The sequence below is a fragment of the Marinomonas sp. FW-1 genome (assembly GCF_005222245.1).
In the GTDB taxonomy this organism is placed as follows: Bacteria; Pseudomonadota; Gammaproteobacteria; order Pseudomonadales; family Marinomonadaceae; genus Marinomonas; species Marinomonas alcarazii.
This window is the reverse complement of record NZ_CP025987.1, coordinates 1,242,033-1,267,818: the sequence shown is the minus strand read 5'-3', so window position 1 is coordinate 1,267,818 and position 25,786 is coordinate 1,242,033. Positions and strand designations below refer to the sequence as shown.

Sequence of the window (25,786 nt, the reverse complement as noted above, 5' to 3'; positions counted from 1 at the left end):
AGCACATGAATTACATAATCACTCTTTGGAGATAAAGATGAAAAAACTGATTACATTCGCGGCTTCCGCGATTATCGCTCATGCTGCTTTTGCAGCAGACACCAAGCCATTAACACTAGATGTATATAATGCAGACGCCAACAGCTTTAATGTGACATCCACTTTGGTATATGGTGAAACGGAAGCGCTGCTTATCGACACTGGTTTTACCAAAGCCGATGCATTGCGTATTGCAGCAAAAGTGCTGGATTCTCATAAAGAGCTAAAAACCATTTTCATTAGCCAAGCCGATCCTGATTATTACTTCGGTGCCGAGACGCTACACGCTATTTTCCCTCAAGCGGATATCGTCACTACGCCTGCGGTTAAAAAAGTGATTGAGGAAAAACTGGCAGGAAAATTGGCTTTTTGGGCTCCTAAAATGGGCGACAACGCTCCAGTAAACCCAATTATTCCAAAGGCTTACGATAAATCGACTTTGATGGTAGACGGCCATGCTATCGATATTCGTGGCACGGAAGGCGCGTTTGCACATCGTCCTTATCTTTGGATTCCAGAAAACAAAGCTATTCTGGGGAATGTCGCTGTGTACGCAAACATGCACCTATGGATGGCAGATGCACAATCTGATGCAGCTCAAGCTGCTTGGACGGCACAATTACAAGAAATGCTGGCGCTCAAACCTGCGGTCGTTATTCCAGGTCACATGGCACCTGGAACAAAACTGGATTCAAATAGCATTTCGCACTCTCTGAATTACATCAAAATCTTTCAGAAAGCGAAGAAAGAGAGTAAAAACAGTGCTGAGCTTATTAACGCCATGTCAGCCAAATTCCCAGATGCTAAAGGCGCTTTAAGTTTGGATATCGCAGCGAAAGTTCATAAAGGTGAAATGTCATGGTAAAGGTACATTATTTCTTCGACCCTATGTGTGGTTGGTGTTATGGAGCATCGTCTCTGCTCGGTGTGTTGGCTGATATGCCTGAATTTGAGGTCATTTATCACCCTGGAGGTATGATCCCAAAACAAGTAATTGACCCTTCGTTTAGACAGCACATTTTGCAGGCGGATAAACAAATTGCACTCATGACAAAAGCACACTTTGGCGATGCTTATAAAGCAAGAGTGGCGGGAACTGGCGATTTTATTGTGGATTCCTACTCAACAACGCGTGCCTTTTTTGTTGGTCAAGAGATGGGCATCAAAGCACATGTCATGTTGGCAGCCATTCAGAAAGCACATTACCAAGATGGTAAACATCTGGACGAGTTAGATACCTTAGCAGAACTTGCTGCGTCTATGGGTTTAGACAAAGCCACTTGGAACGAAAAAATGGCACAGTCTGAAGCCAAGATGCTGAGTAAAGTAGAGGAAAGTCATCGCTTGATGGGGGAATTAAGAGTCAGTGGCTATCCAACAATGATTGTTGAAAGAAATAATCAATTCATTAGGCTCGAACACAGCAAGTACTATGGTAAGCCAGCAGAGTGGCAAGACTATTTAGCTGAATTAGTTTAAACCTATAAAGCCTTCTCTAAACTCACAGAGAAGGCTTTTATCTTTCATCACCCATTCTCATAGCTGCCAAGCAAAGGTCAATGTCCCATAACGACTAAATCGATCCATCTTTCTATCATGCTCGTCACCATTTATTGTGAAGGGTGTATTAATAGCAAACGCAACGGCAATGCCTTCCCAAGCGTAACTAAATCCCGTACTGAATAACGTGTTAGTGTGGTCATAATCAATTGAGCGACTATCACGGAAAGTATTACCATCGGTGAAAATCTGATTAAAAGTATACCCAGCTTGTAAACCCGCATAAACAAACCAACCGCTGTCCACTGCGGTCGGATTAGACATACGGTTATCCGTCAAGAGAATGGTGGGATAAGACTTTTTTAAGTTACGACCATATCGGTACATAATACCGGTATTAGCCTCACTTCTTAACGTACCTACACTAAGATTCCCGCCCGTCAACACATCCATAGTATCGTTGTCGGAAACCCAAGATCGCCAAACACGGCTACGAGATAACTCGAACACCAATTCGTTATGCAGCTGAGTGTCCCAGCCTTTAGGGTCTTGCGCTCCAATGATTTTATGAAAGCCTTTTTGCGTCTCTTTGCCCATTGCCAGAGGCCCCACAATACCAATAGTGGTACTGACACGATCAGCGTAATCTTCTCGAGTTGTAATATAGGTATTGTTCATACTGAGCAAAGCAGAATACGGGAAAGACCCTTCTGGCGGGTTATGCAAAGTCAAATCTTCTGCGGTATTTAATGTTTGTCCAAAACTGTAGACATTGGCAGAAGATTGCACTTCCCCATCAGGCATACTCCACATTAGAGGCTTTACCCAAAAATCTGGCCAATGAGGGCTACGACCAGACTCATTCACATCGTAATGTGTCACATACAGACCATTGGTATAACCGCTGTCTTCGTTCACAAAAACATCATTATCTAAAGTAACAGACATCCAACTCTGGCTGGCATACGCAGACATTCCAAACAACAGAAATAAACTATTTAAAGAGTACTTTACGAGGCTTTTCGCTACTGCATCTTTATCTGTAATCAATCTTTTTTGATCGTCTTTGTTTAACACCTGTAGCATGAAAGCTCCCCGCTGCGTAAGCACCTTGCATCTTAAAATTATTAAGTTTACAGATATTATAAATAGAAATTATGCGGGAGAGGACGACTAAGAGTTATAACATTATGGAAATGAAAGGAAGGATTACATATAATTTTCAAGAATAGTTCAATTTGTGCATTAAATGGGAAAGATAAGGCGAACATAGCTAAAATTTTTCAAGCAATGAACGCCCTATTGGGTATTTTATATTAGAAAATCAAAAAACCTAACGAAATAATCACACCTGAGCCGATCAAAGCCATTAAACAATAGCCCATCACATCTTTTGCACCAAGACCTGCAATAGCCAGTGCTGGCAATGCCCAGAATGGTTGAATCATATTTGTCCACGCATCACCCCAAGCAATCGCCATAGCCGTTTTCGCAGCATCAACGCCTAACGCAGCACCCGCTGGCATCATTATAGGAGCTTGTACCGCCCATTGACCGCCACCAGAAGGAACAAAGAAGTTAACGATGCCAGCGCTCAAAAAAGTGAAAAGCGGAAAAGTCGTTTCATTTGAAATAGACACAAATGCCTGAGAAATTACACCAGCTAACGACACACCGGAATCTCCCGTTGCTGTCATCATACCCATGATCCCAGCATAGAATGGGAACTGCAGCAAAATGCCAGAGCAGTTACGTGCCCCTTGAGAAACCGAGTTCAACAGGCTTTTTGGTGTGCCATGAAGCAAAACAGCGGAAAACAAGAAGGTAAAATTCACTATATTTAGGTTCAGTGCGAAACCGTTATTCACAAAATAGTAAATCACGTAAGCAAAGCCCATCACACCTAACAGCATGGACAAAGCACGGCTATTTTCAAGACGTTCTGCTGGGCTCATATCAGCTTTACTTGGCGTATCGACGACTTGCTCTTTTAATAATTCAGCGTCAATGGTAATTGTGTCTTGTGGTGCTGGATGCATCAAACGGTTCAACAATGGAATCGTAATAAACATCACCGCCAAAATGGTTAGGTTCATGGTTGAGAAAAGCGTTTCAGAGGTAGAAATTGGTCCTGTCACCGCACCATTAGTCACCTTTTCTATATTCGCACCGCCGGCGATAGACAAGGGAATCGATCCAGATAAACCAGCATGCCAAAATAAAAAACCGCTGTAAGCAGAAGCAATCAATAAGCGGTAGTCTACACCTTTAACACGAGCGGCAATTTCTTTGGCAAAAATAGCTCCCACAGAGGGAAGGAGCGGACAAGTTTTCTTGTCTCAGCATGTAAATAAAAACATGTATTCGAGGCGAGTGCCGAATGTTAATAGTGCACTATTGACGAGGTGCTCAACAATGAAGACAGGTTTTTAGGACATGCCCTTCGGGTCTTTCAGAGAAAACGACATACAGTGTTGCGCTTCCTTACAAGGTGCCTACATTCCTTCAGAATCGCGCCTTGTCTGACGATTTCTCTGAAAGACTGAGACTTAGAGAACTTGTCCGCTCCTTCCCTTTCCAAAGCCCCAGTTAACCCAACATGCCATCGCACTGATAACAGTAACTAGAATAATAGCTTGCCCCGGTGTTTTGGCGATATCAGCCAACATTGCTAATTTTCGTTTGAACGCTGGCGCACTTGCCATGGCATGACCCGTAACAACCACCATTGCCATCTGCATAGAGAAACTAAGCAAATTCCAAAACCCACCTGCCCAAGCGTTTACTACTTGCATTGGCCCTTGCCCAGTACTGGGCATTACCAATAAAAACACAACGAATGTTAAAACGATGGCGAAAATAAAAGGATCAGGAAGGTAACGCTGTAGCAAAGTAACGAAGAATTGACTTACTTTTTGTAAGCCTGTTTGTTTTTGTTCAAGGGTATTCATCAGTTCTATCCTATTTTTATAGTTTTTATGAGATGACAAACAAAAGCGAAAGCAGAAAGTGGTCACACCACTTTCTGCCAAAGTTTTGCTTTTATTATCTTTTACAGTTGTTAAATCGAATGATTAACGAGAAACTAACATAGCAACGCCCATACCGCCGCCAATACACAAGGTCGCTAAGCCTTTGTTAAGATCTTGACGCTGCATTTCATGAAGCAAGGTAACCAAAATTCGACAACCAGAAGCACCAATAGGATGGCCCAGCGCCACAGCACCGCCATTTACATTCACCTTATCAGCTTCTAATCCAAGTTCTTTATTGACACACAAAGCCTGCACTGCAAAAGCTTCGTTGGCCTCAACAAGATCCAGATCAGCGACTTGCCACTTCGCTTTGTTAAGCACTTTTTGAGTCGCTGCTATCGGTCCCGTTCCCATGATTTCAGGATCGACACCGGCTCCGCTTGCCGCCTCAATAACCGCGAGAATGGGCAAACCTAAACGCTTAGCTTCTTCATCAGACGTCACGACCACCATGGCTGCGCCATCATTTAGCGTAGACGCATTGCCTGCGGTCACCGTCCCTTCTTTTGTAAACGCAGGACGCAATTTAGCAAGAGACTCTGTCGACGTATCAGAACGAATTTGCTCATCAGCATCCACTATGATCGGCTCACCTTTGCGCTGGGGAATGGAAATCGGCTGAATCTCCTCCACAAATCGACCAGCCGCTTGTGCTTGTGCCGCTTTTTGCTGAGAGCTGGCGGCAAAAGTGTCTTGTTCTTGGCGGCTAATATTCCAACGATTGGCAATATTTTCAGCGGTTTGGCCCATATGGTAATCATTAAATGCATCCCATAGGCCGTCAGTCACCATGGAATCCAACAATTCCCAGTTACCCATTTTCTTACCTGTGCGACTGTTTGGTAACACATGTGCCGCTTGACTCATGCTTTCTTGACCACCTGCAACCACCATACTGGCATCACCGTTCAACACGGCTTGCGCTGCAAGTTGCACCGCTTTTAAACCCGAGCCACAGACTTTATTGATCGTCATCGCGGAAACATGATGCGGTAAGCCTGCATGCACGGCCGTTTGGCGAGCTGGGTTTTGGCCACAGCCAGCGGTCAACACTTGGCCTAAAATCACATCTTCAATGTGATCTTTCAAAATAGGTTGCTTAGCCAACATACCAGACAATAGTTGCGTCCCAATTTGAACGGCACTAAGGGAGGATAAAGCGCCATTAAAAGCGCCAATGGGAGTTCGTGCTGCTGCTACAATAACGGCTTTCATAAACAAGTCCTTTCACGATTGGTTAAATACGCTATGGAGTAACGGATTAGGCAAATTGCATTTCTGGCACATGATCGGGAACGATCAATTTACCCTGTGTTTTTTCAACAATCTCTTCTACTGAAACACCAGGCGCTCTTTCTTTCAACACAAAAGCACCGTCAGCAATTTCCAGCCAAGCTAAATCGGTGAGGACTTTTTTAATACAGCCTTTGCCAGTGAGCGGCAAGGAACAATTAGACAAGAGTTTGGATTCACCATCTTTAGAAGCATGAGTCATGGTGACAATGATATTCTCTGCGCCTGCGACCAAATCCATGGCGCCGCCCATACCTTTGATCAGTTTGTTGGGAATCATCCAAGAGGCAATGTTGCCATTCACATCCACCTCAAACGCACCCAGCACAGTCAAATCCACATGGCCGCCACGGATCATGGCAAAAGACTCGGCAGAAGAAAAGATAGACGCACCTTTCACGGTTGTGACAGTTTGCTTGCCAGCGTTGATCATGTCTGCATCGATGGTTTCTTCCGTTGGAAACTCACCCATACCCAGCAAACCATTTTCAGATTGCAACATGACTTCCATATTCTCAGGGACGTAATTGGCCACTAAAGTAGGAATACCAATACCAAGGTTAACGTAAAAACCGTCTTGTAATTCTTGGGCGACTCGTTGCGCCATTTGCTCTCTAGTAAGTGACATAAGAAACCTCTTTTTATTCTATTATTCTGCTGTTTTAACGGTTCTTTTTTCTATGCGTTTTTCGAACGTACCAAGAACAACTCGGTTAACATAAATACCTGGTGTATGAATCTGTGCGGGATCAAGTTCACCGACTTCCACGATTTCTTCCACTTCTACAACAGTGATTTTGCCTGCGGTCGCGGCGAGAGGATTAAAGTTTTGTGCGGTGTGGCGATAAATAACATTGCCGTAACGGTCTGCTTTCCAGCCTTTTACAATCGCGAAGTCGCCAACAATAGCTTCTTCTAGCAAGTATTCTCGACCATTAAATTCTTTGGTTTCTTTGCCCTCGGCAACTGGAGTACCGACGCCTGTCGCAGTATAAAAAGCTGGAATCCCCGCACCACCTGCACGCATTTTCTCAGCCAAGGTGCCTTGGGGCGTCAGCTCAACTTCCAGTTCGCCATTCAATAGTTGCTTTTCAAATAAGGCGTTTTCACCCACATAGGACGACACCATTTTGGTGATTTGCTTATCTTCAAGCAGAATGCCCAAACCAAAACCGTCTACGCCACAGTTATTAGAAACAACGGTTAAACCTTTTGTGCCTTTACGTTTTATCTCAGCGATTAGGTTTTCAGGGATACCGCAAAGACCAAAGCCTCCTGCCAGTATCGTCATACCATCTTCAAGTCCGACCATGGCCTCTTCAAATGAAGCGACAACTTTGTCAAAACCGGCCATATTAGTTCTCCTATCTTATTATTTTTACTTTCCAACAGTTTGACCCAAGCAGATAAATTAATTAAATTTGTTTTTTCTATTTATTGATAAGTTTTTCAAAATAATAATCCTATAGAAGCATTCCTAAATGAACATCAAACAAGTTCGAGCCTTCCTCGCTGTCGCCGAGTCCATGAGTTTTGCCAGCGCAGCGACGCAATTGCACTTATCACAACCGGCCCTGAGCCTGTCTATTAAAAGCCTAGAGGACAATTTAGGTGGCAAGTTATTTACTCGTACAACACGTCATATCGCCTTAACGCCAGAGGGGGAAGCGCTTGCTCCTATCGCTAGACGATTACTGGCGCAATGGGAAAATGCCGAAGATGAAATGAAACAGCGGTTTGCGCTGCAAATGGGCAAAATCACTATCGCTGCCATGCCCTCTTTCGCGGCATCGTTGTTGCCTAAAGCGATCCGTAATTATCACTCGTCTTATCCGAACATTCAGGTGGCCATCGATGATGTGTTATCTGACATAGTGGTAGAAATGGTTCGTAACAACCAAGTGGAACTTGGGATCTCATTTGAGCCAAGCAATCTGGTGGATTTGTCTTTTTACCCACTTTACGAAGACAGGTTCATCGCTATTTTACCAAAAAACCATCCCCTCATAGAGCAAGACGAAGTGACTTGGACGGCACTTCTGCAATACGACTTCATTACCTTACAACGCCCTTCCAGCGTTCGAACTATGATTGAAAGCGCACTCAATGAAGCAAACATCGAACTCAATGTCGCATTTGATGCTCACCAACTTGCGACGGTAGGACGCATGGTCAGCGAAGGCATGGGCGTTGCCGTTGTCCCCGCCTTGTGTCAGCAACAAGCCTTAGAACAAGGCGCTGTTTGTCGTGCTGTCATTGAACCGGAAATTTGCCGTAGGGTGGGCGTTATATGCCAACCAAGGTCACACCTATCTATTGCTGCCGCTGCGATGCTTGATGTATTGATCAACACATATGCTTAGCAACCGCTTCCAACATTAATTGTCTTAACCAAATAATCCCCAAATCCGCATTTTGATATTTATGCCATTGCATACTTTCACACAGCGTGGGCAAGGCTACAGGAGTAGCGAAGGACTTTAAGGGCATCCCTTGTGTAATGGATTTATCGATAAGCCGCCTCTGTAAAGTGGCGATTAAATTAGTACCAACAATTAAATTTGGAATGCACGAAAAACTAAATGTCCGCACATCAACACGACGTGAAATACCTTGCGATTCATAAGCATGAGTTTCAAAAGATGGATTGGAATTGGGTGGTTGCATACAAATATGACCCGCCGACATAAAGGTTTCCATCGTCATCTGATCTTTAGCCAGATCACTTTGATCCCACACCACACAAGCAAATTCATCGGTGATTAAAGGCTCACTAAGGTGAAAATCGGAACAAAAAATATCTGGCATGATCAGCAAATCCGCCTCACCACGATCCAGCTCTTTCTTTGGATCACTCACCTGAGGCAAAAAGTTCAACTTCACTGTACAACCTTGCGCTTGAGTCATCTCTATCACATAAGGAATAAGCGTATGAAGCATGTAATCTGATACGCAAATACGAAACTCTCGGTCGGAAGTAGTTGGATCAAAACCCGGCTTGAGCATTATAGAGGCGTCTATTTTTACCAAGATGTCACGAATTGGCTGCTCTAATTGCTCAGCTAAAGGGCTTAACGTCATTCTTCGCCCCGTTTGAATTAACAGATCATCGTTAAAATATCGACGCAATCGAGACAATGAGCTACTCATGGCCGATTGACTTAGGTGTAACTCTTCGGCTGCTAGACTCACATTCTGATTACGGATCAGAGCGTCTAACGCCACCAATAAATTCAGATCAAGTTTTCGAAAATGCATTGTTTTTATTCTCTTTTTCGTGCCAGAAAGCGTCAACAAGGTGTGACATAACACGCCTTGCTTTTTTAATCTGCCTTGTATTTATCATAATGGTCAAATCGATACCATAGATACTTAATAGAAATATTATTCATTTAAAGAATATATTTTTTTTCTCTACCATGATTTTCATCAGATGTGATGACTTGCTTAACCGTCAAATTTATGAACAGCCAAGCAATCTAGTTGAACCACAATAAAAATAATAATCTGGAGTGAATATGATGAATCTACTTTTCCGCCAATGGCAAAAACGCCAACCATTCTATACAAGCACACCAACAACCCAAGCCAGTATCTTGACTTAGCGAATGCTGATTAATGCAGCATTAATCTAAACGAAACAGCCCCACAAACCGCTACTGTCACAGTGAACATAGAGCATCAATTTGCTGCTTTATTGAGCTGAACTTATGTGGGCACTCTGTTTGAAAAACGCAAAAATATAAAAATAAAAAGAGAGAAACGTATGAAAAAAACAGCTATCGCACTATGTATTTTATCGCCTATTACTTACGTAAACGCTGGTGTAATCGACTTTTTAAAAGACAGTGATCACACATTCAAATTGCAAAATACCTATGACGACACAAGAAGTGGGCGTTACGATAGAACAGGCAAATCGGATTTATTGAACTGGGCTCAGTCCGCTACTTATGACTTTGATTCCGTGTATGCGGCCGATCATTATGGCTTTAATTTAAGCTTATTGGCGGTTGAGCCGATTGATACGGGTGACGCATTCCTTGCTAAGCAATATTTTAAGGTAAAAGTGGATGACAACGGTAAAAGAAGCGCAGAAGGGTTTAACAAATTCACCCAAGCTTTTCTAAAGCAAAAGTTCACTACGGACAACAACACTAATATCAACTTGTACGAAGGGCTTCGTGTTTTGAAGAACTTCGGCGCTGTTACACGGGATGGAGACATTACCGATAGTGCTTACATGGGCGTAACGGCTGATATAGACTCCGAAAACTGGAATTTTAAAGCAGGTTATCTGACCGCTTATACAACACCAAATGATCCAGATGTGGATGACCTAAAAACAAAAGACCAAAAAGAAATAGATTTCATTTATACCGTAGCGGCTGAGTACAAAAATGGTGGCCAGTCTTTCCAATACCATATCGGGGAAGGACAAGACTATGTAAGAAGTCAATTCTTTGGATACAGCAAACAACTGACGGCCAAAAAAGTCTCTGCCAAAGTCTTTCATGCTCAAGCACTATCAAAATATAAAGCGCAATCAGCTCGTAACCGCTTCTTTGATGATAACGCTTACATTGCAGAAATAAAGACGGATTTCTTTTTGCCCTCAGGCGTTTTTACTGTTGGCTACGCTTATGTCTCAGCAGACAGAAAGAACAGCTTGGGTCGATTTGAGAACAACCTTTCCGGTAATTCAAAAGGCAACGATAACACCATTGCCAACGGCGTCAGTAAAGATTTTTACAATGATCAAGAAAACGTAATTTCTTTGAATTATTTCCATCGATACAGCCAAGAAGTGAAGTTTGGTTTACTTGCCCGCTATGGCTTTGGCTTTGAGTACCAAGGACAAGATTTATACGAATACGAAGTTGGTGGCGCCGTTTTCTATACACCAAGCGATGTGCCAGGTCTTGAGCTTAGTCTAATGGGTGGACCCAACTCTTCTATTCGTCGTGGTCGAGACAACACGCCTTACCTAGACAGTAATGGAAAAACGAGCAACTTTGATGGAACAACCTTAATAGCCAAAGTAAGCTACGAATTCTAAAAACCTTTATATTGCATGATTAAAATGAGAATAATATGGCTAAAAAAACAATAAGATCTGTGGAGCGTTTGTTGACCCTAAGCAGTGCTATTGCACTGCTGGCGGGCTGCAGCGCCAGTCCTCAAGGCAATTTCACTGAAGACGTTACAACCAAGCAAGCCAACTTGGTGAGCAAAATAAAACCAATCTTAGCTATTGATGGCTTATCATTTAAAGATCTCAATCAAAACGGTCAACTTGACCCATATGAAGATTGGCGTCTACCTACTCCGCTTCGTGTAGACAACCTAGTTAAGCAAATGACACTACAAGAAAAAGCAGGTTTAATGTTGATCGATACGCTCAACAGCGGCTGTGAAGGCTTGCCACAGGATACGGCGCAACATTACATCAAAAGCCAAAATATGCGTCGTTTCATTTTCCGTAACGTGGTCACTAATGACACTCGATGCGGTCCCGATCGAGGCATTTTCGCAGGCTCATCACTCACGCCTGCAGAATCCGCTCATTATATGAACCAAATCCAAGAAATGGCGGAAAATAGCCGTTTGGGTATCCCTGTCTTGCAGAAGTCCAATGCACGAAACCATTTCGATAAAGATCCGAAAGTCGGCATTAACGAAGCAGCAGGCGCCTTTACCCAGTTCCCAAAAGAACCAGGTTTAGCCGCCGCCGTGTTAGGTGAAGAAGCCCTTCACCCAGGACAAGGTATGGAAGTAATCAAAACCTTTTCAGAAGTTATCGGAAGCGAATGGCGCTCCATTGGATTGCGCGGCATGTATGGTTACATGGCAGACTTGGGCACCGAACCTCGCTGGCACCGCTTCCACGAAACCTTCACTGAAAATGCCGACCTAGATGCGAGCATCATGACCGGATTGGTAGAAGGTCTACAAGGTGGGCCGGTCAATCCAGACACGAATATTGCCCTTACGCTTAAGCATTTTCCCGGAGGTGGACCGCAAGAAATGGGCCTTGATCCCCACTATTCCTTTGGTAAAAATCAAGTCTACCCGGCTGGTCAATTTGAACAACACCTTAAGCCCTTTCAAGCGGCGATTGATGCTGGTGTTTCTTCGATCATGCCTTACTACGGCGTGCCCATTGACGTTGTCCATAATGGCGTAAAATACGAACAATTGGGCTCATCATTCTCTAAACAAATTGTTACCGACTTGTTGCGTGACGAAATGGGCTTTAAAGGCTATGTGAATACCGACACCGGAATCGTCGATGCCAGAGCATGGGGACTGGAAGACAAAACCGTTCCAGAACGTGTCGCACAAGCGATTCAAGCCGGAGCCGATACTATTTCAGGCTTCCACGATGCGAAAACCATTACCGACTTGGTCGATCAAAAACTACTGACTGAAGCGCGTATCAATGAATCTGCAAAACGTCTGTTAACCCCCATGTTCAAGCTAGGTTTATTCGAGAATCCTTATGTAACTGAGGGTATTGCTCAACAGACGATTGGCAATGAAAAGCACCAGAAAAAAGCCATGGAAATTATGCAGAAGTCCATTGTCTTATTGCAAAACAAGACCCAAGCGAACAACACAAAAGTGCTACCGCTTAAACAAGGCGCTCACCTTTATGTTATGGGTATGGCACCAAAAGACATCGCGCCCTACGGCTATAAAATTGTGAATGGTGAACCAACTGACAAGAATGGCAAAGCCTTACCAAGACCCAGTGCAAAAGGCAGTGACTATGCACTAATAAGAGTCGAAGTAAAAAACGCCAGTCCACTGTTGCGCAGCTATCGCACAAAAGATGCTGCGACAGGCAATAACCCAAAACATATCAATCCATTAACGAATAAAACATGGGGGTCAGAAGACCCATGCAATATGTTTCCGCAGGTTAACCGCTTATGTGTTGATGATATGTTTGGACTAGGGTTGATATTTGGCGGTGCCGTGCCATGGGAAGTCAATAACCTTTCCTTTACTAGCATGGCGGCATCTGAGTCGTGGAAAATCTCGCCGTCTCTAGAAGACATTCAAGCCGTGATGAAAGAAGTGGGCGCTGAAAACACCATTCTTAACATCTATTTCCGTAACCCTTATGTGCTTGATGAGGCAAGTGGTTTGAAAAACGCTGGTGCTATTTTGGCTGGTTTTGGAGTCAACAACAAAGCGCTCATGGACGTTATTTCTGGACGCTTTGCGCCACAAGGCAAAATGCCTTTTGCTCTGCCAAACAGCTTAAAAGCAGTCCTTGACAATGCACCAGACGCACCTGGATATCCAAAAGAAGACACCTTATTTGATTACAACTTTGGCTTAACTTACTAAGTAAAACATAGACTAATCAAGATGCTTCACTAACGGATTACACTAAAAATGGCGCTTTAGTATCAGCGCCATTTTTCTTTCTTTCGACCATTCTAATAGTGCCTTGGGGATTTAAACAAACAAAAGTCAAGTTGATATCATCAACAGGTCATGTGGTTATTATCAACTTAAACTGAATCTTTCTTTTCTCTATGATTGATTCGACTGCCATGTATAAAAGGCACAATAATAAAAAGAGGTAACTAAATGAAACCATCCAAAACAAGACGCATTGTCGATTTGTCCGTCGCACTAGATAACAACCCATACACAGATCCACCGCCACTTTTGCCTAAAATAGATTACACAGATCATCAAGAAGGCTGGCCTGAAATGGCAAGTATGTTCCCAGGTTTAAACAAAGAAGACATGCCAGGAAACGAAGCGTGGGCCGTCGAAAAAATGGTCATGAGCGCGCACAACGGAACACACATGGATGCTCCTTGGCACTACGCGTCTACTACTGACGGCGGTAAACCTGCCTACGGTATAGATGAATTGCCATTAGATTGGTGCTTGCAGCCGGGTGTAAAACTGGACTTTCGTGACTTCCCTGATGGTCACATTATTACGGCAGCAGAAGTAGAAGCTGAGCTAAAACGTATTAACCATACACTTGAGCCTTTGGATATTGTGTTGGTAAATACTCGCGCTGGTAGCATTTATGGCGAGCCTGGCTATTTGGAAGCTGGCGTCGGCATGGGACGAGAAGCAACCATGTATTTGTTAGAGCGCGGTGTTCGAGTTGTCGGAACTGATGCGTGGAGTTGGGATGCACCATTCAAATACACTCGAGAAAAATTCGCTGAATCTGGTGATGCTTCTATTATATGGGAGGGCCATAAAGCAGGACGTGATATTGGTTACGGACAAATGGAAAAGCTTTCCAACTTAGAAAGCCTACCAGCGGATGGTTTTATGGTGTCTTGCTTCCCCTATAAGATCAAAAATGGTTCCGCGGGCTTTATTCGTGCCGTCGCTATTTTTGATTAACTGACCGACTTAAAAAATAACAGGCGATTTATGCAGATAAATCGCCTTTTCTTTCACTTTTCGTTACGTTGACTTTTGTTATTGCGATTTCACTAAATTAGCCACGACTTTTTGCTCGATCACACCAAACGGCCCTACACTACCATCATCAAACATCGCTTCCATTCGCACCCTGTCACCAAACTTCATAAACTGAGTTTGGATTTCACCAAGATCGATTTTTTCAATGACTCGACGTTCAGCAATGCAAGCAGAACCGGCATCTCGAGACTTGTTAGAAACCGTTCCTGAACCCAAGATACAACCAGCGGTTAATTTACGACTTCGAGCAGCATGCACCATTAATTCAGGAAACGAAAAATTCATTTCACTACCGTGAGGCTCACCAAAACGCTGGCCATTCCACGTAACATGCAAAGACATATTCACTCTACCGTTTTTCCATGCCTCCCCCAATTCATCCGGTGTGACAGCCACAGGTGCAAAGCTAGAAGACGGTTTCGCCTGCAAAAAGCCGAAGCCAGAATTCATTTCGCGAGGGCCAAGAGCACGCAGACTCCAATCGTTAATCTGCACAATAAGACGAATAGCCTTAGCGGTTTCTTCAACAGAAGCCATCATGGGGACCTCCGCCATTACGACACCAAATTCTCCTTCAAAGTCGATGCCATCGGCTTCTTTGGGCATAGGAATATCGACTGTAGGACCTTGGAAGTCATCGCTCGCACCTTGATACATAACTGGAATCGTATCAAAGTCCGCAATCGGATCGGTATTAAACGCTTCTTCCATCAGCTTACCGTGATTTAAAAAAGCCGACGCATCCAGCCATTGAGGGCTTCTTGGCAATGGCGCACAACAACGACTTGGGTCAAAATCAAACGCATCTTGTCGTTTTCCAGCATTAAGCTGTTCATATAAAGCCTGTAACTCAGACTCATTTTTGTGCCAATTCTGTACCGCTGATAATAAATTAGGCGCAATAGCGCTAGCATCCACTGCTTTGCTCAAATCTTTTGATACCACCACTAAATGGCCATCTAATGTCCCATTAGGTAAGGTTGCGAACTTCATGAGATTACTCCTTAAACGGATTATCTGTTTTTATGTTGAGTCGATATAACGAAAGAAAGCAGCGCTCAGAAATCACCCTCACGCTGCTCAAAGGGGGGAATTAACTAAAATGACTTAAATAGGTTGGCTCAATGCCATCAATGATTGCCCCATAATTTTAGAATGTTCTGCTTTGTCACCACCATTGATTTCGATGTCACATAAGCGAGCTGAATTTTCAACAACCATTCGACAACGATCCCAGCGACGTTCATGAAAACGTTCTAACGCTTCTTCAACAGAGTTGTTCGTGGCTAACTCGTCAGCCAATACAATACCGCTCTCAATACCAATACCTGCACCAGATGCAAGATGTGGTGTGGTTGCGGCAACCGTATCACCTATCATCACTAAACGACCTTTATTCCAAGGCGTTTTCACCAACAAATTAGCAAGCGGACGATAATCGATATTCGCTTCTTCTTTTAAAGCATGAGGAATCAAGGCTTTTACAATTGGATTAGGGAAGTTTTCCATCAAGCCTGCAAATACTTTAGGCCAAGTGGCTTTATCAATATGCTCTTTGGTTGGACGATCTTCAGTAATAAACATGTACATATGGGTTTCAGAGACAGGATTGACTCCCAATTTTAGATGACTGCCCATCCACATAGTGACACGATTAATCTCCGCTGGACGAGGCATAATGGCACGCCAAACACCCTGGCCAATGTATTCTGGTTCAGGAACTTCAGGAAAAAACTCTTTACGCAATGTAGAATGAACGCCGTCAGCCCCCACTACCAAATCGTAGTCCTTCGTCGTGCCGTCGGTAAAAGTGACACTCGCGCAGGTTTCAGATTGCTTAATTTCCGTATAAGTACAACCCAAACGAACATTCACTCCAGAATCAATCGTTGCATTCGACATGATTCTCGCCAATGTCGGACGAAAAATACCGCCACTGCCGCCAACCTTTGAACCCACAGGGCTTGGCGTGGGTAATTCCATAACGAGAGGACCGTGAGCCAAATGAATGGCTACACCATCGGTCACACAGCCTTGTTCAACCACTTGTTCGTACAAACCAAGGCTCTCTAATGCGCGCATAGACGCACCATTAATGGTAATACCGGCACCTAGTTCACACCATTCAGGGTCAATCTCTACCAAATCCACCTCAATACCATTGCGGCGCATTTTGATAGCGGCCGCCATACCAGAGAAACCACCGCCGACAACCAACACTTTATTTACAGCAGCCATAAAACTACTCCTTCTTATTTTTTTATTACTAATAATTAGCGGATATCCGTTAATAAAATAGAGACTTTTCCCGCTTGATTTACATAAACAGGAACCGGTTTTAAGCTCTTGCCAAGACAAGGACCTTGGACACATAAGCCTGTATTTGGCTCAAATAACGCCCCATGCGCATGGCAACTAATAAAGGTGTGCTGAGAATTCATGTAAGCGTCTTTTCGCCACGCCATTGGCGCACCATCAACATGAGGACAAGCATTACGCCAACCAAACAATTGCCCTTCTTGTTTAACAATAAAGAACAAATCGCTTCCCGATTCATCGCTTAAAAACCCTTTCGACGCCCCCTCTTCGATATCATCAATGTGGCAAAGGTACATATTTTCATTCAGCTTTTTATTTAGTTCAGCCATATTGTGTTATCCATCTTTAAATCAATAGAATCGATTAGCCTACTCATGACACAGATTCAGCCTTAGCAATCAAAGCACGAGTTCGGAAAACATTGATAAAACAAAATAGGGAAATCAAGCCGAAGACTAACGCCGCAATACCAATGCCGTGGTAGCCAAAAAATTTCACTATCGTCCCACCAAGGACAGGACCGATCGCTGCACCAATCATCAACATCGCAGGCGTTGCTGCCATGGCTCGGCCAGAGGTATCTAAGCGAGCCAATAAGCCAAACACAAAGGTATGAGTAAAAATCATCAAGGAAACAAAGCAGGACGCTGATACCGCATATAAGATGAAGCCACTGCTGTTCATCATGATATTTGATAAGACAATTTGTAGAACAGGACCAGCAAACAAAACAAACTTAGTGGAAAAACGTTTTTGAAAAATACCCGCCAGCGCCGCTGCAACAATATTAATCAAAGCAAGAGCGACCAAAACCAAGGTAATAGAATCGGTATCAAAACCGCGCTCGTTACCAACTCGCTCCATAAAGCTGAAGGCCATGGCTTGAGTGACTGCCATTAAACTGATGCCTACGATCCCGAACCAAACACTGGGCGGAATGACTTCTTTGGCTTTTACGCCTTCATCCTTATCCAATACGACGGAGGGAAAGGCCAACGCACACACCACAGCTGCGATGGTCATAATGCCGCCAAAAATAAGAAACAAGGCTTCACCACCCGCCGCTTTGGTTATGTTTGGTGTGGCACCCATAAACACAAAACCTAATATGCCTAAGGTAAAACCAGCAATCGCAAACAAACGATGAGGGTTTTCACCACGAGCGAAAGTTCCATGAGCCATGCTCAGCGCGGCACTCGCACTTAAACCGGCAACAAGATGCAATAGCGCCAATTGAAAATATTCTGAAGTTTGAGACGCCGCAAAGAAACATAAGCCTGAGATCAAAAAGCCAACGCTTGCCACTAACCGACGATTGACCTTTTTAAAGCGAGGGGCAATTAAAACACTGGCACACACAGCACCACACAAGAACAAGGTCACTAGACCGCCAGCTTGCTGAGTATCAAAACGATACGTCGCTACCAAAATACCAATCCATAAAGGCAATGCGACAAGATCCAACATCCCAGCGCAATGGGAAACCATTAATGCAATATTACCTTTAACACCAAAACGTTGGCTCATTTTACACCTCCAACGAAAGAGGCTAGTTCTCGTCGATTCGCTAGGATGCAAATCCTTTTTACTAAATAAATTTTCAACATATTTTTTACCATCCACTTTGCTTATTTTTATATCGTGGGAGCGGCTTAAACCGCTTTGTTGGCAACACTTTAGGGTGCTAGTTATCTTCTGCAAACACCCCAAAATGCGCTTTTTTTTAGCATTCAAGAACACTTGGCTGCCATGACTTTAGACAGCAAAGATTCTATTCATAATCACCGTTTTCAGTCGTATCTTTGCCCGGAGACCATTTATTTCTGTATCGCAGTAAGAAAGCCTGTGATGCATCCGCTCCCATTGGAGAAACACGAGGCTCCCAATTTTTATCATGCAAATCCATGTCTGCATCCATTTCAATATGGCAAGCAAAAGGACTATTAAAATACCAAAACCAATTTGACCCTAAGATATGACGACCAGGCCCCCAAAAGGCTTGATAGCCTTTTTCAATAAAGCGAGAACCGTTTTGCATCACTTCTGTTGGTCCACCAAAATGGAAAGTGAAATGCTCAACACCTTGCATAAATGGTGGCGCACCAATAAGGAAATGAGTGTGATGATCAAGTGTTCCTGCTGGTTGTAGAAATGGACCCACGCCTTCAAATCGATCGGTACAACGAAAGCCCAAACGCTCCACATAAAACGCCTCAGCCTTCACTGGGTCCGGCACAAAATACACAATATGAGACAAAGTACGTGGGCGAATCTGCTCAGCGTCAACATCGACTGCTCTGTGATTAACTGGGCGCTGGAAAGGCGACCCTGGAACGTTAGAAATCTCTCCTGCAAGATTGATCGTCTTGCGTTTTGTTACTTGGAAACCAATAACAAAACCAGAGTCATCCGTAGATTCGATTGAACCATCTGCTAAGGTTTTGACCTCGCGGTCTTTGCTTAATTCTTCAGTAATCGCTTGAATAGTCTCGACATCGGCAACCCCCATAACCGTTTTACGCATCATACAACCATTACCGATACTGGCTGGGAGGCTGTCATCTGACGCATGCGCCAATACAACCGCAGTGCCATCCAACGCTTCAAAACGTCCACCAGTTTCCGTTACGTCCACTGGGAACAAGCCATAATCCGTTAAAAATATTGAACAAGCAGCAATGTCTTCAACGCCAAAAACAATGGTTTCTAAACCTATTATTTTCATTATTATTCTCCCTTAAAAGGCTTAGGCCGTATGACCATGAAGTGTTTCTGCAACCCAATCAGCGATATACGCCCCCGCATTAGCAGAATTATCAAAACTCGAATGCTGAACACCACCTTCACGTTCAGTAAAAATTTTCAATTCGCGATTCGGGCTGTTAACCAATTGCTCATACGTACGGTGCGCCCATTTCAATGGAATTTGTGAGTCTTTTTCACCGTGAGTGACAAGGAATGGCACCTTGATACGATCCAGTACACCATCTAAATGAACCTTCTCAGCGATCTCCATAAACTCATCCATGTCTTTGGCACCCCAAACCCAGCGAACGTGCTCCCAATAATGAGGGACAGGAAAACTGCCTTCTTTTTCTAAACGACGTTTTTGTACATCTCGCCAGTCATGGTTCGCCCCCCAGACCACACCACAAGCAAACCTTGGCTCAAATGCCACCGCACGAGGACAGTAATAGCCACCTAGTGACACACCTTCCATACCAATTCGTTTTGCATCAATTTCTTCGCGAGTTTCTAACCAATCTACTACTCGGCTAGCCCAATGTTCGCTGTCATAACGAGCCGTAAAACCTTGTAGACGGATCGCCTCACCTGTACCTGGTTGATCAACGATCAAAGACGACACACCACGTTGCGCTAACCAGCGGGGCAATCCAACGCGGTATTTCATTTCTTTTGTGGAGTCCAAGCCATTCACTTGTACAAGCACTGGCGCTTTACCTTGCACACCTTCAGCTCGTACATATAAAGCAGAAAGGTGCTTGCCTTCATATGGAATCTCAACGCGTTCACAATTTTCATTAGCCAATTTCAGCCCAAGGTTAAACACCTCTAAAAAACGTTGATATAACGCCATACGTCCTTCTGAACCGTGACCCTGAAGACGTTCTGCTGTTGAGTAATAGGTTGCTGCGCGACCGTATTTGTCGCCAGCAGAGATCAGGCGGCCACGTGCCTCATCCTCTTTTGCTAGCTCACACAATTTGTCCGCCATGCGCTCCCAGCTTTCACGGAAAGCTTTAGAGCCAGCCGCATCTTTCGCTTTTGCTGCTTCTTGCAGTGGTGCACACATTTCTTCAATTTCACCAATCCGTGCGCCCATTTCTAGCGCAAGATTGATAGAAAGATCCCATGGATAATTGGTAGGGAAATAACGAAACATAAGTTCTCCAAATTGTTCTATAAGCCAGCCGGCTAAGGTTTATTGTTTAAATAATCTTTGTAAAAACAGATATCTAAGGACAAAAATTCACGAGGTCGTTATCAACACTCGGCTGCAAAAAATAAATGAAGGGCTGTTTACCTAAATCAGGTAATCACAAATTTCGGGTGATAAAGCGTCAAGAGAAGCAGCCATGTGAAACCGAAACACTTTGAATCGTATTGGGAAATTCATGCCGATAGATTGAAAAGCATCGACATCTCGATACTGGATGGAATGAAGTGCAGACATTGATTTTTCCTCATTTAGTTTATTTTTATCCTGAGAACAGAAACAATGTAAATGAGTGCAACCTTTCAGAAAAACCCTTTAAACTAAATCAACCATTCGATATCATCGAATAATCACTTAAGACCTGTTCACAAAATTGTGAGCATCACTCAGGCTAACAAAAGCAGCTATATGAGGGTCTAAAATAATAAAAATAATTTAATAGGGGTAACTCATGCGTTTTAAGAAACTGGATTTAAATTTATTAGTTGCGCTGGATACATTGTTGATAGAGCAAAGCATTACTAGAGGAGCGGAAAAGCTCAATATGAGCCCATCGGCTCTTAGTAATTCCTTGTCACGTTTACGAGAATATTTTCAGGATGATTTGTTAACCCAGATTGGACGTAAAATGGTCATTACGCCGTTGGGAGAAAATTTAAAGGTTCAAGTTCGTAATGCTTTAAATAACATTGAAAGCACAATCTTGGTTCAACCCAGCTTCAATGCCCAAGCTACAGACCGTATTTTTAGTTTCTTTTGCTCGGACTACACTCAAACAGTACTTGTCCCTCATGCCTTAGAAATTGTCGGTAAAGAAAAAAGCAGCGCACGCTTTCAGTTTTTAGCACAAGTCGATAACCCACACGCTCAACTCGAACAAGGCAAAGCCGACTTACTTATTATCCCGTCTGATTTCATGTCTACAGAACATCCGAGTGAAGTCCTTTATGAGGAGGAGTTTGTCTGTGTCGTTTGGGCTCATAGCCAGATTGCACAAGGTGAATTAAGCATAGAAAAATACGCAGAAGCGGGTCATGTTTTGATGCGCCCTGCAGGCATTAAAAAAGATTTCTTTGAGACGATTTTCGCGCAAAAATATGGCATAAAACGACGTCTGATCGCGACAACATTCAGTTTTGCGTCTCTACCAGCCTTGGTAATTGGATCAGAAAATATTGCCACCATACATGCAAGACTAGCCAAAAAAATGGCTAAAGTATGGCCACTGAAAATTCTACCTCTGCCCTTTGCTGTTCCTCCAATGCAACAGTGCATGCAATGGCATCAATATCGTAACAACGATGAAGGCTTGATTTGGCTTAGAAACACATTAAAGCAAGCCGCGATCAACATGGATAATGAGTGATTTTTAAACATCCCCCTATCTGTGGCAGCTGCAAGGATGCTCGATGTGTTAATTGATATTTATCTATGGGATCTTGTTCATACTAGGAACAAAATAAGGAAGTATTGCGCTTCCGTCGTTTTCAGAACGCCTTTATGTCGCATAAGGAACTATCCTTTTTATGTCTGGTGACAAAATAACCAGACATAGAAACAAAAACAAAAACAACTTCAAACAAAGGATGTCGTTATGAGTAATCATGCAAATCGCGGTGTTATTTACCAAGGTAATGGCACAGTCAAAGTGGACGCTATACCCTTCCCAGAGCTGGCTATTGGCAATCGCCGATGCGATCACGGTGTTATCCTAAAAGTTGTCACCACAAACATTTGTGGTAGTGATCAACACATGGTACGTGGCCGTACAACTGCACCGAGTGGTTTGGTTCTAGGCCATGAAATCACGGGCCAAGTTATCGAATGTGGCCGCGATGTAGAATTCATCAAAGTTGGTGACCTAGTTTCTGTTCCTTTCAACATTGCATGTGGCCGCTGCCGCAACTGTAAAGAAGGTAAAACAGGCATCTGTTTAAATGTTAACCCTGCTCGCCCTGGTGCAGCTTATGGTTATGTAGACATGGGTGGCTGGGTTGGTGGTCAAGCTGATTACGTAATGGTGCCATACGCTGACTTTAACTTGTTGAAATTCCCTGATGCCGATCAAGCACTGGAAAAAATTCAAGATCTAACACTGCTTTCTGACATTCTTCCTACTGGTTTCCACGGCTGTATTACGGCAGGCGTAGGTCCAGGCTCTACTGTTTATATCGCTGGTGCAGGCCCTGTTGGTCTAGCTGCAGCGGCATCCGCTCACCTACTTGGCGCGGCTTGTGTCATCGTTGGTGACATGGTGGAAGATCGCCTTAACCAGGCTCGTTCTTTCGGTTGCGAAACTATCGACCTTACTCAAGAAGGCGATATGCAAGATAAAATCGAAGCCATTCTTGGTGATCGTGAAGTGGACGCATTTGTCGATTGCGTAGGCTTTGAAGCACATGCTTGTGGGTGTAACCACCATCAAGAATCCCCTGCCGTTGTATTGAACTCTGCGATGCAGATGACGCGTGCTGGTGGACAAATTGGTATCCCAGGTTTGTACGTGACGGAAGATCCAGGTGCAACTGATGAGGCCGCAAAACAAGGTAGCCTAAGCATGCGCTTTGGTCTTGGCTGGGCGAAATCTCATTCTTTCCACACCGGTCAATGTCCTGTAATGAAGTACCACAGACAGCTAATGCAAGCGATCTTGTTCGATAAAATCGACATTGCTAAAGCAGTTAACGTACAAATGATTTCACTTGATCAAGCACCACAAGGTTACGCTGATTTCGATGGTGGCGCAGCGAAGAAATTCGTTATCGACCCACACAAAATGGTGAGCTAATTCAGCCACCAATCTAGAACACTAGATTCTAAAAAGGCCTTGCCCCATAAACGTTTAAAAAACGTTATTAGGGCAAGGCCTTTTTCGTTTTAATTCGATAATGGATGAATACTCATCGCTTAGTCAGTGTAATATTGCTTTTTGAATGCCGTTAGAACTTTGGGGAGATGATCAGGTAAATCCTCGGCAATCAATCCAGCACCAACCTCACAAGCCACTTCACCATGCATCCAAACGGCCGCTGCTGCGGCATAAAATGGTTCAAAACCTTGCGCTAACAATCCGACTATAAACCCAGCTAAAACATCGCCTGACCCGCCCGTTGCCAGATCCGCAGGCGCATTGGAATTAATAATAGCTCGACCATCAGGAGAAGCGATCACTGTATCCGCACCTTTCAATATCACGACAGCAGCACTTAATTTGGCAGCAAGCCGAGCTCGCCTTAATTTATCTCCAGCGTGCTCTTCATTAATATCGGGGAACAGTCGAGCAAACTCACCTTCATGAGGCGTCATAACACAGGGCCCATTAATCGCTTCGAAAAGTATTTTAGGGTCATCTGCAAAAGCACTTAAACCATCCGCATCTAACACAGTAGGACGGTTCGTCGCCAGCGCCGCCAGAACAATTTTGCGCGTACGTATTCGCTCGAATCCAGCCAAACCTGCACCGGGCCCGACAATAATGGCATTGTGACGCGGATCGAGTAATAACTCTTCAAAGTCTTCCGCTTCCTGACTCTGCTCTAACTTAGTCACCATCACACTAGTCATCGCTGTGGCATATATTGCCCACACTTTAATTGGCACAGCCAGCGTAACTAGGCCTGCACCCATTCTCATAGCGGCACGGGCCGTTAGACGACTCGCTCCTGTCATATTTTCACCGCCAAACACAACAGCGTGTCCACGATGAAATTTGTGTCCATCTAAGCGAGGCCAAGGGTACTCTCGATACCAAAGCTCAGGACTATTCTCCCAAGTATGAAGGTTCAACTCGTCCAATACCGGAGCGGGAATGCCGATATCAGCAACAACAAGCTTGCCGCACAAACCACGGCCAGGGAACAACAAATGACCAGGCTTTTTACGAAAGAAAGTTACCGTTAACTCTGCTGGTGCAACCAATCCAAATGCCGCACCTGTTGTACCATCAACGCCACTAGGAACATCAATCGCACACACAGGCATTTTACGCTTGATAATGGCATCCACCATATCGCGAGGTTTACCCTCCAGAGACCGAGTTAAACCCGCCCCAAACATAGCGTCGATCACCAAATCGGTTTGATCTAACAAATCCGTTGCAAACGCTTCTATCTCACCCTGCCAGGCTTGGTAAAAATACGCCGCTTCAGCGGATAATTTTTCAACAGAACCCCAAAACGCCAGCCGCACAGGCCACCCAGCAGAGAGCAAAAATTGAGCAACAACAAAACCATCACCACCGTTGTTGCCTGGTCCACAGAGCACTAACACTCGACATCTGGACCATCGTTCAAGCACAGCATCGGCCACTGCTTTGCCAGCCGCAGCCATCAGTTCCATAGCAGGCACTCCGGCCTGAACCGCCGCTTTATCGGCCTCACCCATTTCACTTGCCGTTAGAAGTATTTGGGGATGCTGCTTATCCATGTGATCCATTACCTCCCACCTATTGATAACTAAGCCTTTTATATCACTAATATTAACAGTTATGTCTGAATATCGCGTTCACTTTAAAGGCATTTATGAAAACCATCAGGTCTGGGCACTTATAAGCATTTCTACAACGGCAAAGACAGCCTTTAGTATATTGTCTAAGCCGTCACAGGTATGATGACGCTTTATAATGCCTTTTCAATTATTCGACTTATTACCGGACACTCTTATGAACGACGAGATCAACTATGAAAACAATCCACTACACGGTTTGGGTTTACAAGAACTGCTCACCCAACTAGTTGATCACTACGGTTTTGAGATCCTGTACGCTTACTTGAATATCAACTGCTTCAAAACTAACCCCAGCATTGAATCCAGCGTGAAATTTCTCAAGAAGACTGAATGGGCACGGGAGAAAGTAGAAGTTTTCTATCTGTATAAATTTAAAAACTTACCACGTGTGTCATCGGAGCAGTTTGAACTGCCACCGCGGAAACGTATCATTCCAGAAGGCCAGACACCCCGTGAGCCAGCTGAATTGAGTTTTGAAGATGCAGAACGCGTACGAGAAAAGCAGGCAAAGAAAGCGGCTGAGCATGGTAAAACCCGAAACTATCGGAGCAACAACCCCGGTGGTTATTCTAGAAGCTAGCCACGTAACTAACATAAACACATAAAAAAAGGGGAATTCCTGTTAAGTGAATTCCCCTTTTTTCATTACATCAAGGTTAAACAA

The 25,786-nt window shown here is 44.0% G+C and carries 24 protein-coding genes; 9 read left to right on the top strand and 15 right to left on the bottom strand.

Translation table 11 applies throughout. The annotated features are described in order from the left end of the window. Positions 1–37 precede the first annotated feature (37 nt). Entirely contained in the window at positions 38–904 is an 867-nt protein-coding gene (locus C1X04_RS06000) for an MBL fold metallo-hydrolase (RefSeq protein WP_137169430.1), read from the top strand. Next, positions 898–1,518 carry a DsbA family protein gene (locus C1X04_RS05995; RefSeq protein ID WP_137169429.1) on the top strand — a complete coding sequence of 207 codons (621 nt, stop codon included), beginning with the start codon at positions 898–900 and terminating at the stop codon, positions 1,516–1,518. The genes C1X04_RS06000 and C1X04_RS05995 overlap by 7 nt, the downstream gene beginning before the upstream one ends. Before the next feature lie 57 nt (positions 1,519–1,575). On the opposite strand, the gene C1X04_RS05990 is transcribed toward C1X04_RS05995, so the two are convergent. From C1X04_RS05990 to C1X04_RS05965, 6 genes are all read right to left on the bottom strand, one after another. Then, positions 1,576–2,625 carry a lipid A deacylase LpxR family protein gene (locus tag C1X04_RS05990; protein WP_137169428.1) on the bottom strand — a complete coding sequence of 350 codons (1,050 nt, stop codon included), beginning with the start codon at positions 2,623–2,625 and terminating at the stop codon, positions 1,576–1,578. Positions 2,626–2,855: 230 nt separating this feature from the next. Continuing rightward, positions 2,856–3,848, bottom strand: a complete 993-nt coding sequence (locus C1X04_RS05985; protein ID WP_254682345.1) for a short-chain fatty acid transporter — start codon at positions 3,846–3,848, stop codon at positions 2,856–2,858. 240 nt (positions 3,849–4,088) lie between these two features. Continuing rightward, positions 4,089–4,490, bottom strand: a complete 402-nt coding sequence (locus C1X04_RS05980) for a TIGR00366 family protein (protein WP_254682344.1) — start codon at positions 4,488–4,490, stop codon at positions 4,089–4,091. Between the two features lie 123 nt (positions 4,491–4,613). Next, a complete protein-coding gene (locus tag C1X04_RS05975) occupies positions 4,614–5,789 on the bottom strand; it encodes an acetyl-CoA C-acetyltransferase (protein ID WP_137169427.1) in 1,176 nt (391 codons plus the stop codon). 46 nt (positions 5,790–5,835) lie between these two features. After that, positions 5,836–6,495: a CoA transferase subunit B gene (locus C1X04_RS05970; protein ID WP_110571627.1), complete on the bottom strand. Its 660-nt coding sequence runs from the start codon at positions 6,493–6,495 to the stop codon at positions 5,836–5,838. A 21-nt stretch (positions 6,496–6,516) separates the two neighbouring features. Then, complete coding sequence (locus C1X04_RS05965) at positions 6,517–7,221, bottom strand: CoA transferase subunit A (RefSeq protein ID WP_110571626.1); 705 nt, start codon at positions 7,219–7,221, stop codon at positions 6,517–6,519. A gap of 127 nt (positions 7,222–7,348) precedes the next feature. On the opposite strand from C1X04_RS05965, the gene C1X04_RS05960 reads away from it, so the two are divergent. Then, the gene (locus C1X04_RS05960; RefSeq protein WP_110571625.1) at positions 7,349–8,230 is read left to right on the top strand and encodes a LysR family transcriptional regulator; all 882 of its coding nucleotides are present in this window, start codon (positions 7,349–7,351) and stop codon (positions 8,228–8,230) included. On the opposite strand, the gene C1X04_RS05955 is transcribed toward C1X04_RS05960, so the two are convergent. Then, the gene (locus tag C1X04_RS05955) at positions 8,214–9,125 is read right to left on the bottom strand and encodes a LysR family transcriptional regulator (protein WP_110571624.1); all 912 of its coding nucleotides are present in this window, start codon (positions 9,123–9,125) and stop codon (positions 8,214–8,216) included. The two genes, C1X04_RS05960 and C1X04_RS05955, sit on opposite strands and share 17 nt — an antisense overlap. Positions 9,126–9,633: 508 nt before the next feature. Here C1X04_RS05955 and C1X04_RS05950 point away from each other — a divergent pair. The 3 genes from C1X04_RS05950 to C1X04_RS05940 all read left to right on the top strand — a co-directional run bounded on the left by C1X04_RS05950 (position 9,634) and on the right by C1X04_RS05940 (position 14,258). Continuing rightward, positions 9,634–10,926, top strand: a complete 1,293-nt coding sequence (locus tag C1X04_RS05950) for a hypothetical protein (RefSeq protein WP_137169426.1) — start codon at positions 9,634–9,636, stop codon at positions 10,924–10,926. Positions 10,927–10,961: 35 nt separating this feature from the next. Beyond that, on the top strand, positions 10,962–13,226 hold the full coding sequence (locus tag C1X04_RS05945; RefSeq protein WP_137169425.1) for a glycoside hydrolase family 3 N-terminal domain-containing protein: 2,265 nt from the start codon (positions 10,962–10,964) through the stop codon (positions 13,224–13,226). Between the two features lie 246 nt (positions 13,227–13,472). Further along, a complete protein-coding gene (locus tag C1X04_RS05940; protein ID WP_110571621.1) occupies positions 13,473–14,258 on the top strand; it encodes a cyclase family protein in 786 nt (261 codons plus the stop codon). 78 nt (positions 14,259–14,336) lie between these two features. On the opposite strand, the gene C1X04_RS05935 is transcribed toward C1X04_RS05940, so the two are convergent. The 7 genes from C1X04_RS05935 to C1X04_RS18430 form a co-directional block, all read right to left on the bottom strand. Next, on the bottom strand, positions 14,337–15,332 hold the full coding sequence (locus C1X04_RS05935; RefSeq protein WP_137169424.1) for a fumarylacetoacetate hydrolase family protein: 996 nt from the start codon (positions 15,330–15,332) through the stop codon (positions 14,337–14,339). 114 nt (positions 15,333–15,446) lie between these two features. Then, entirely contained in the window at positions 15,447–16,577 is a 1,131-nt protein-coding gene (locus C1X04_RS05930) for an FAD-dependent oxidoreductase (protein WP_110571619.1), read from the bottom strand. Positions 16,578–16,612: 35 nt separating this feature from the next. Continuing rightward, positions 16,613–16,987, bottom strand: a complete 375-nt coding sequence (locus C1X04_RS05925; protein WP_110571618.1) for a Rieske 2Fe-2S domain-containing protein — start codon at positions 16,985–16,987, stop codon at positions 16,613–16,615. A 43-nt stretch (positions 16,988–17,030) separates the two neighbouring features. After that, complete coding sequence (locus C1X04_RS05920; protein WP_137169423.1) at positions 17,031–18,185, bottom strand: MFS transporter; 1,155 nt, start codon at positions 18,183–18,185, stop codon at positions 17,031–17,033. Between the two features lie 244 nt (positions 18,186–18,429). Beyond that, positions 18,430–19,383, bottom strand: coding sequence for a VOC family protein (locus tag C1X04_RS05915; protein ID WP_110571616.1), 954 nt, complete (start codon positions 19,381–19,383; stop codon positions 18,430–18,432). 21 nt (positions 19,384–19,404) lie between these two features. Further along, on the bottom strand, positions 19,405–20,562 hold the full coding sequence (locus C1X04_RS05910) for a S9 family peptidase (protein ID WP_110571615.1): 1,158 nt from the start codon (positions 20,560–20,562) through the stop codon (positions 19,405–19,407). Between the two features lie 141 nt (positions 20,563–20,703). Further along, positions 20,704–20,853, bottom strand: a complete 150-nt coding sequence (locus C1X04_RS18430) for a hypothetical protein (RefSeq protein ID WP_175404906.1) — start codon at positions 20,851–20,853, stop codon at positions 20,704–20,706. Positions 20,854–21,067: 214 nt separating this feature from the next. Between C1X04_RS18430 and C1X04_RS05905 the strand changes: the two genes are divergently transcribed. Together C1X04_RS05905 and fdhA are read left to right on the top strand one after the other, a co-directional pair. Beyond that, the gene (locus tag C1X04_RS05905) at positions 21,068–21,982 is read left to right on the top strand and encodes a LysR family transcriptional regulator (protein WP_110571614.1); all 915 of its coding nucleotides are present in this window, start codon (positions 21,068–21,070) and stop codon (positions 21,980–21,982) included. A gap of 228 nt (positions 21,983–22,210) precedes the next feature. Beyond that, positions 22,211–23,404: a formaldehyde dehydrogenase, glutathione-independent gene (fdhA, locus tag C1X04_RS05900; RefSeq protein WP_110571613.1), complete on the top strand. Its 1,194-nt coding sequence runs from the start codon at positions 22,211–22,213 to the stop codon at positions 23,402–23,404. Positions 23,405–23,523: 119 nt separating this feature from the next. Here fdhA and C1X04_RS05895 read toward each other — a convergent pair whose 3' ends face one another. Beyond that, positions 23,524–25,050 (bottom strand): NAD(P)H-hydrate dehydratase, encoded by a 1,527-nt coding sequence (locus C1X04_RS05895; RefSeq protein WP_217494999.1) that lies wholly within the window; start codon positions 25,048–25,050, stop codon positions 23,524–23,526. Positions 25,051–25,276: 226 nt separating this feature from the next. On the opposite strand from C1X04_RS05895, the gene C1X04_RS05890 reads away from it, so the two are divergent. After that, complete coding sequence (locus tag C1X04_RS05890) at positions 25,277–25,702, top strand: VF530 family DNA-binding protein (RefSeq protein WP_137169422.1); 426 nt, start codon at positions 25,277–25,279, stop codon at positions 25,700–25,702. Positions 25,703–25,786: the final 84 nt, after the last annotated feature.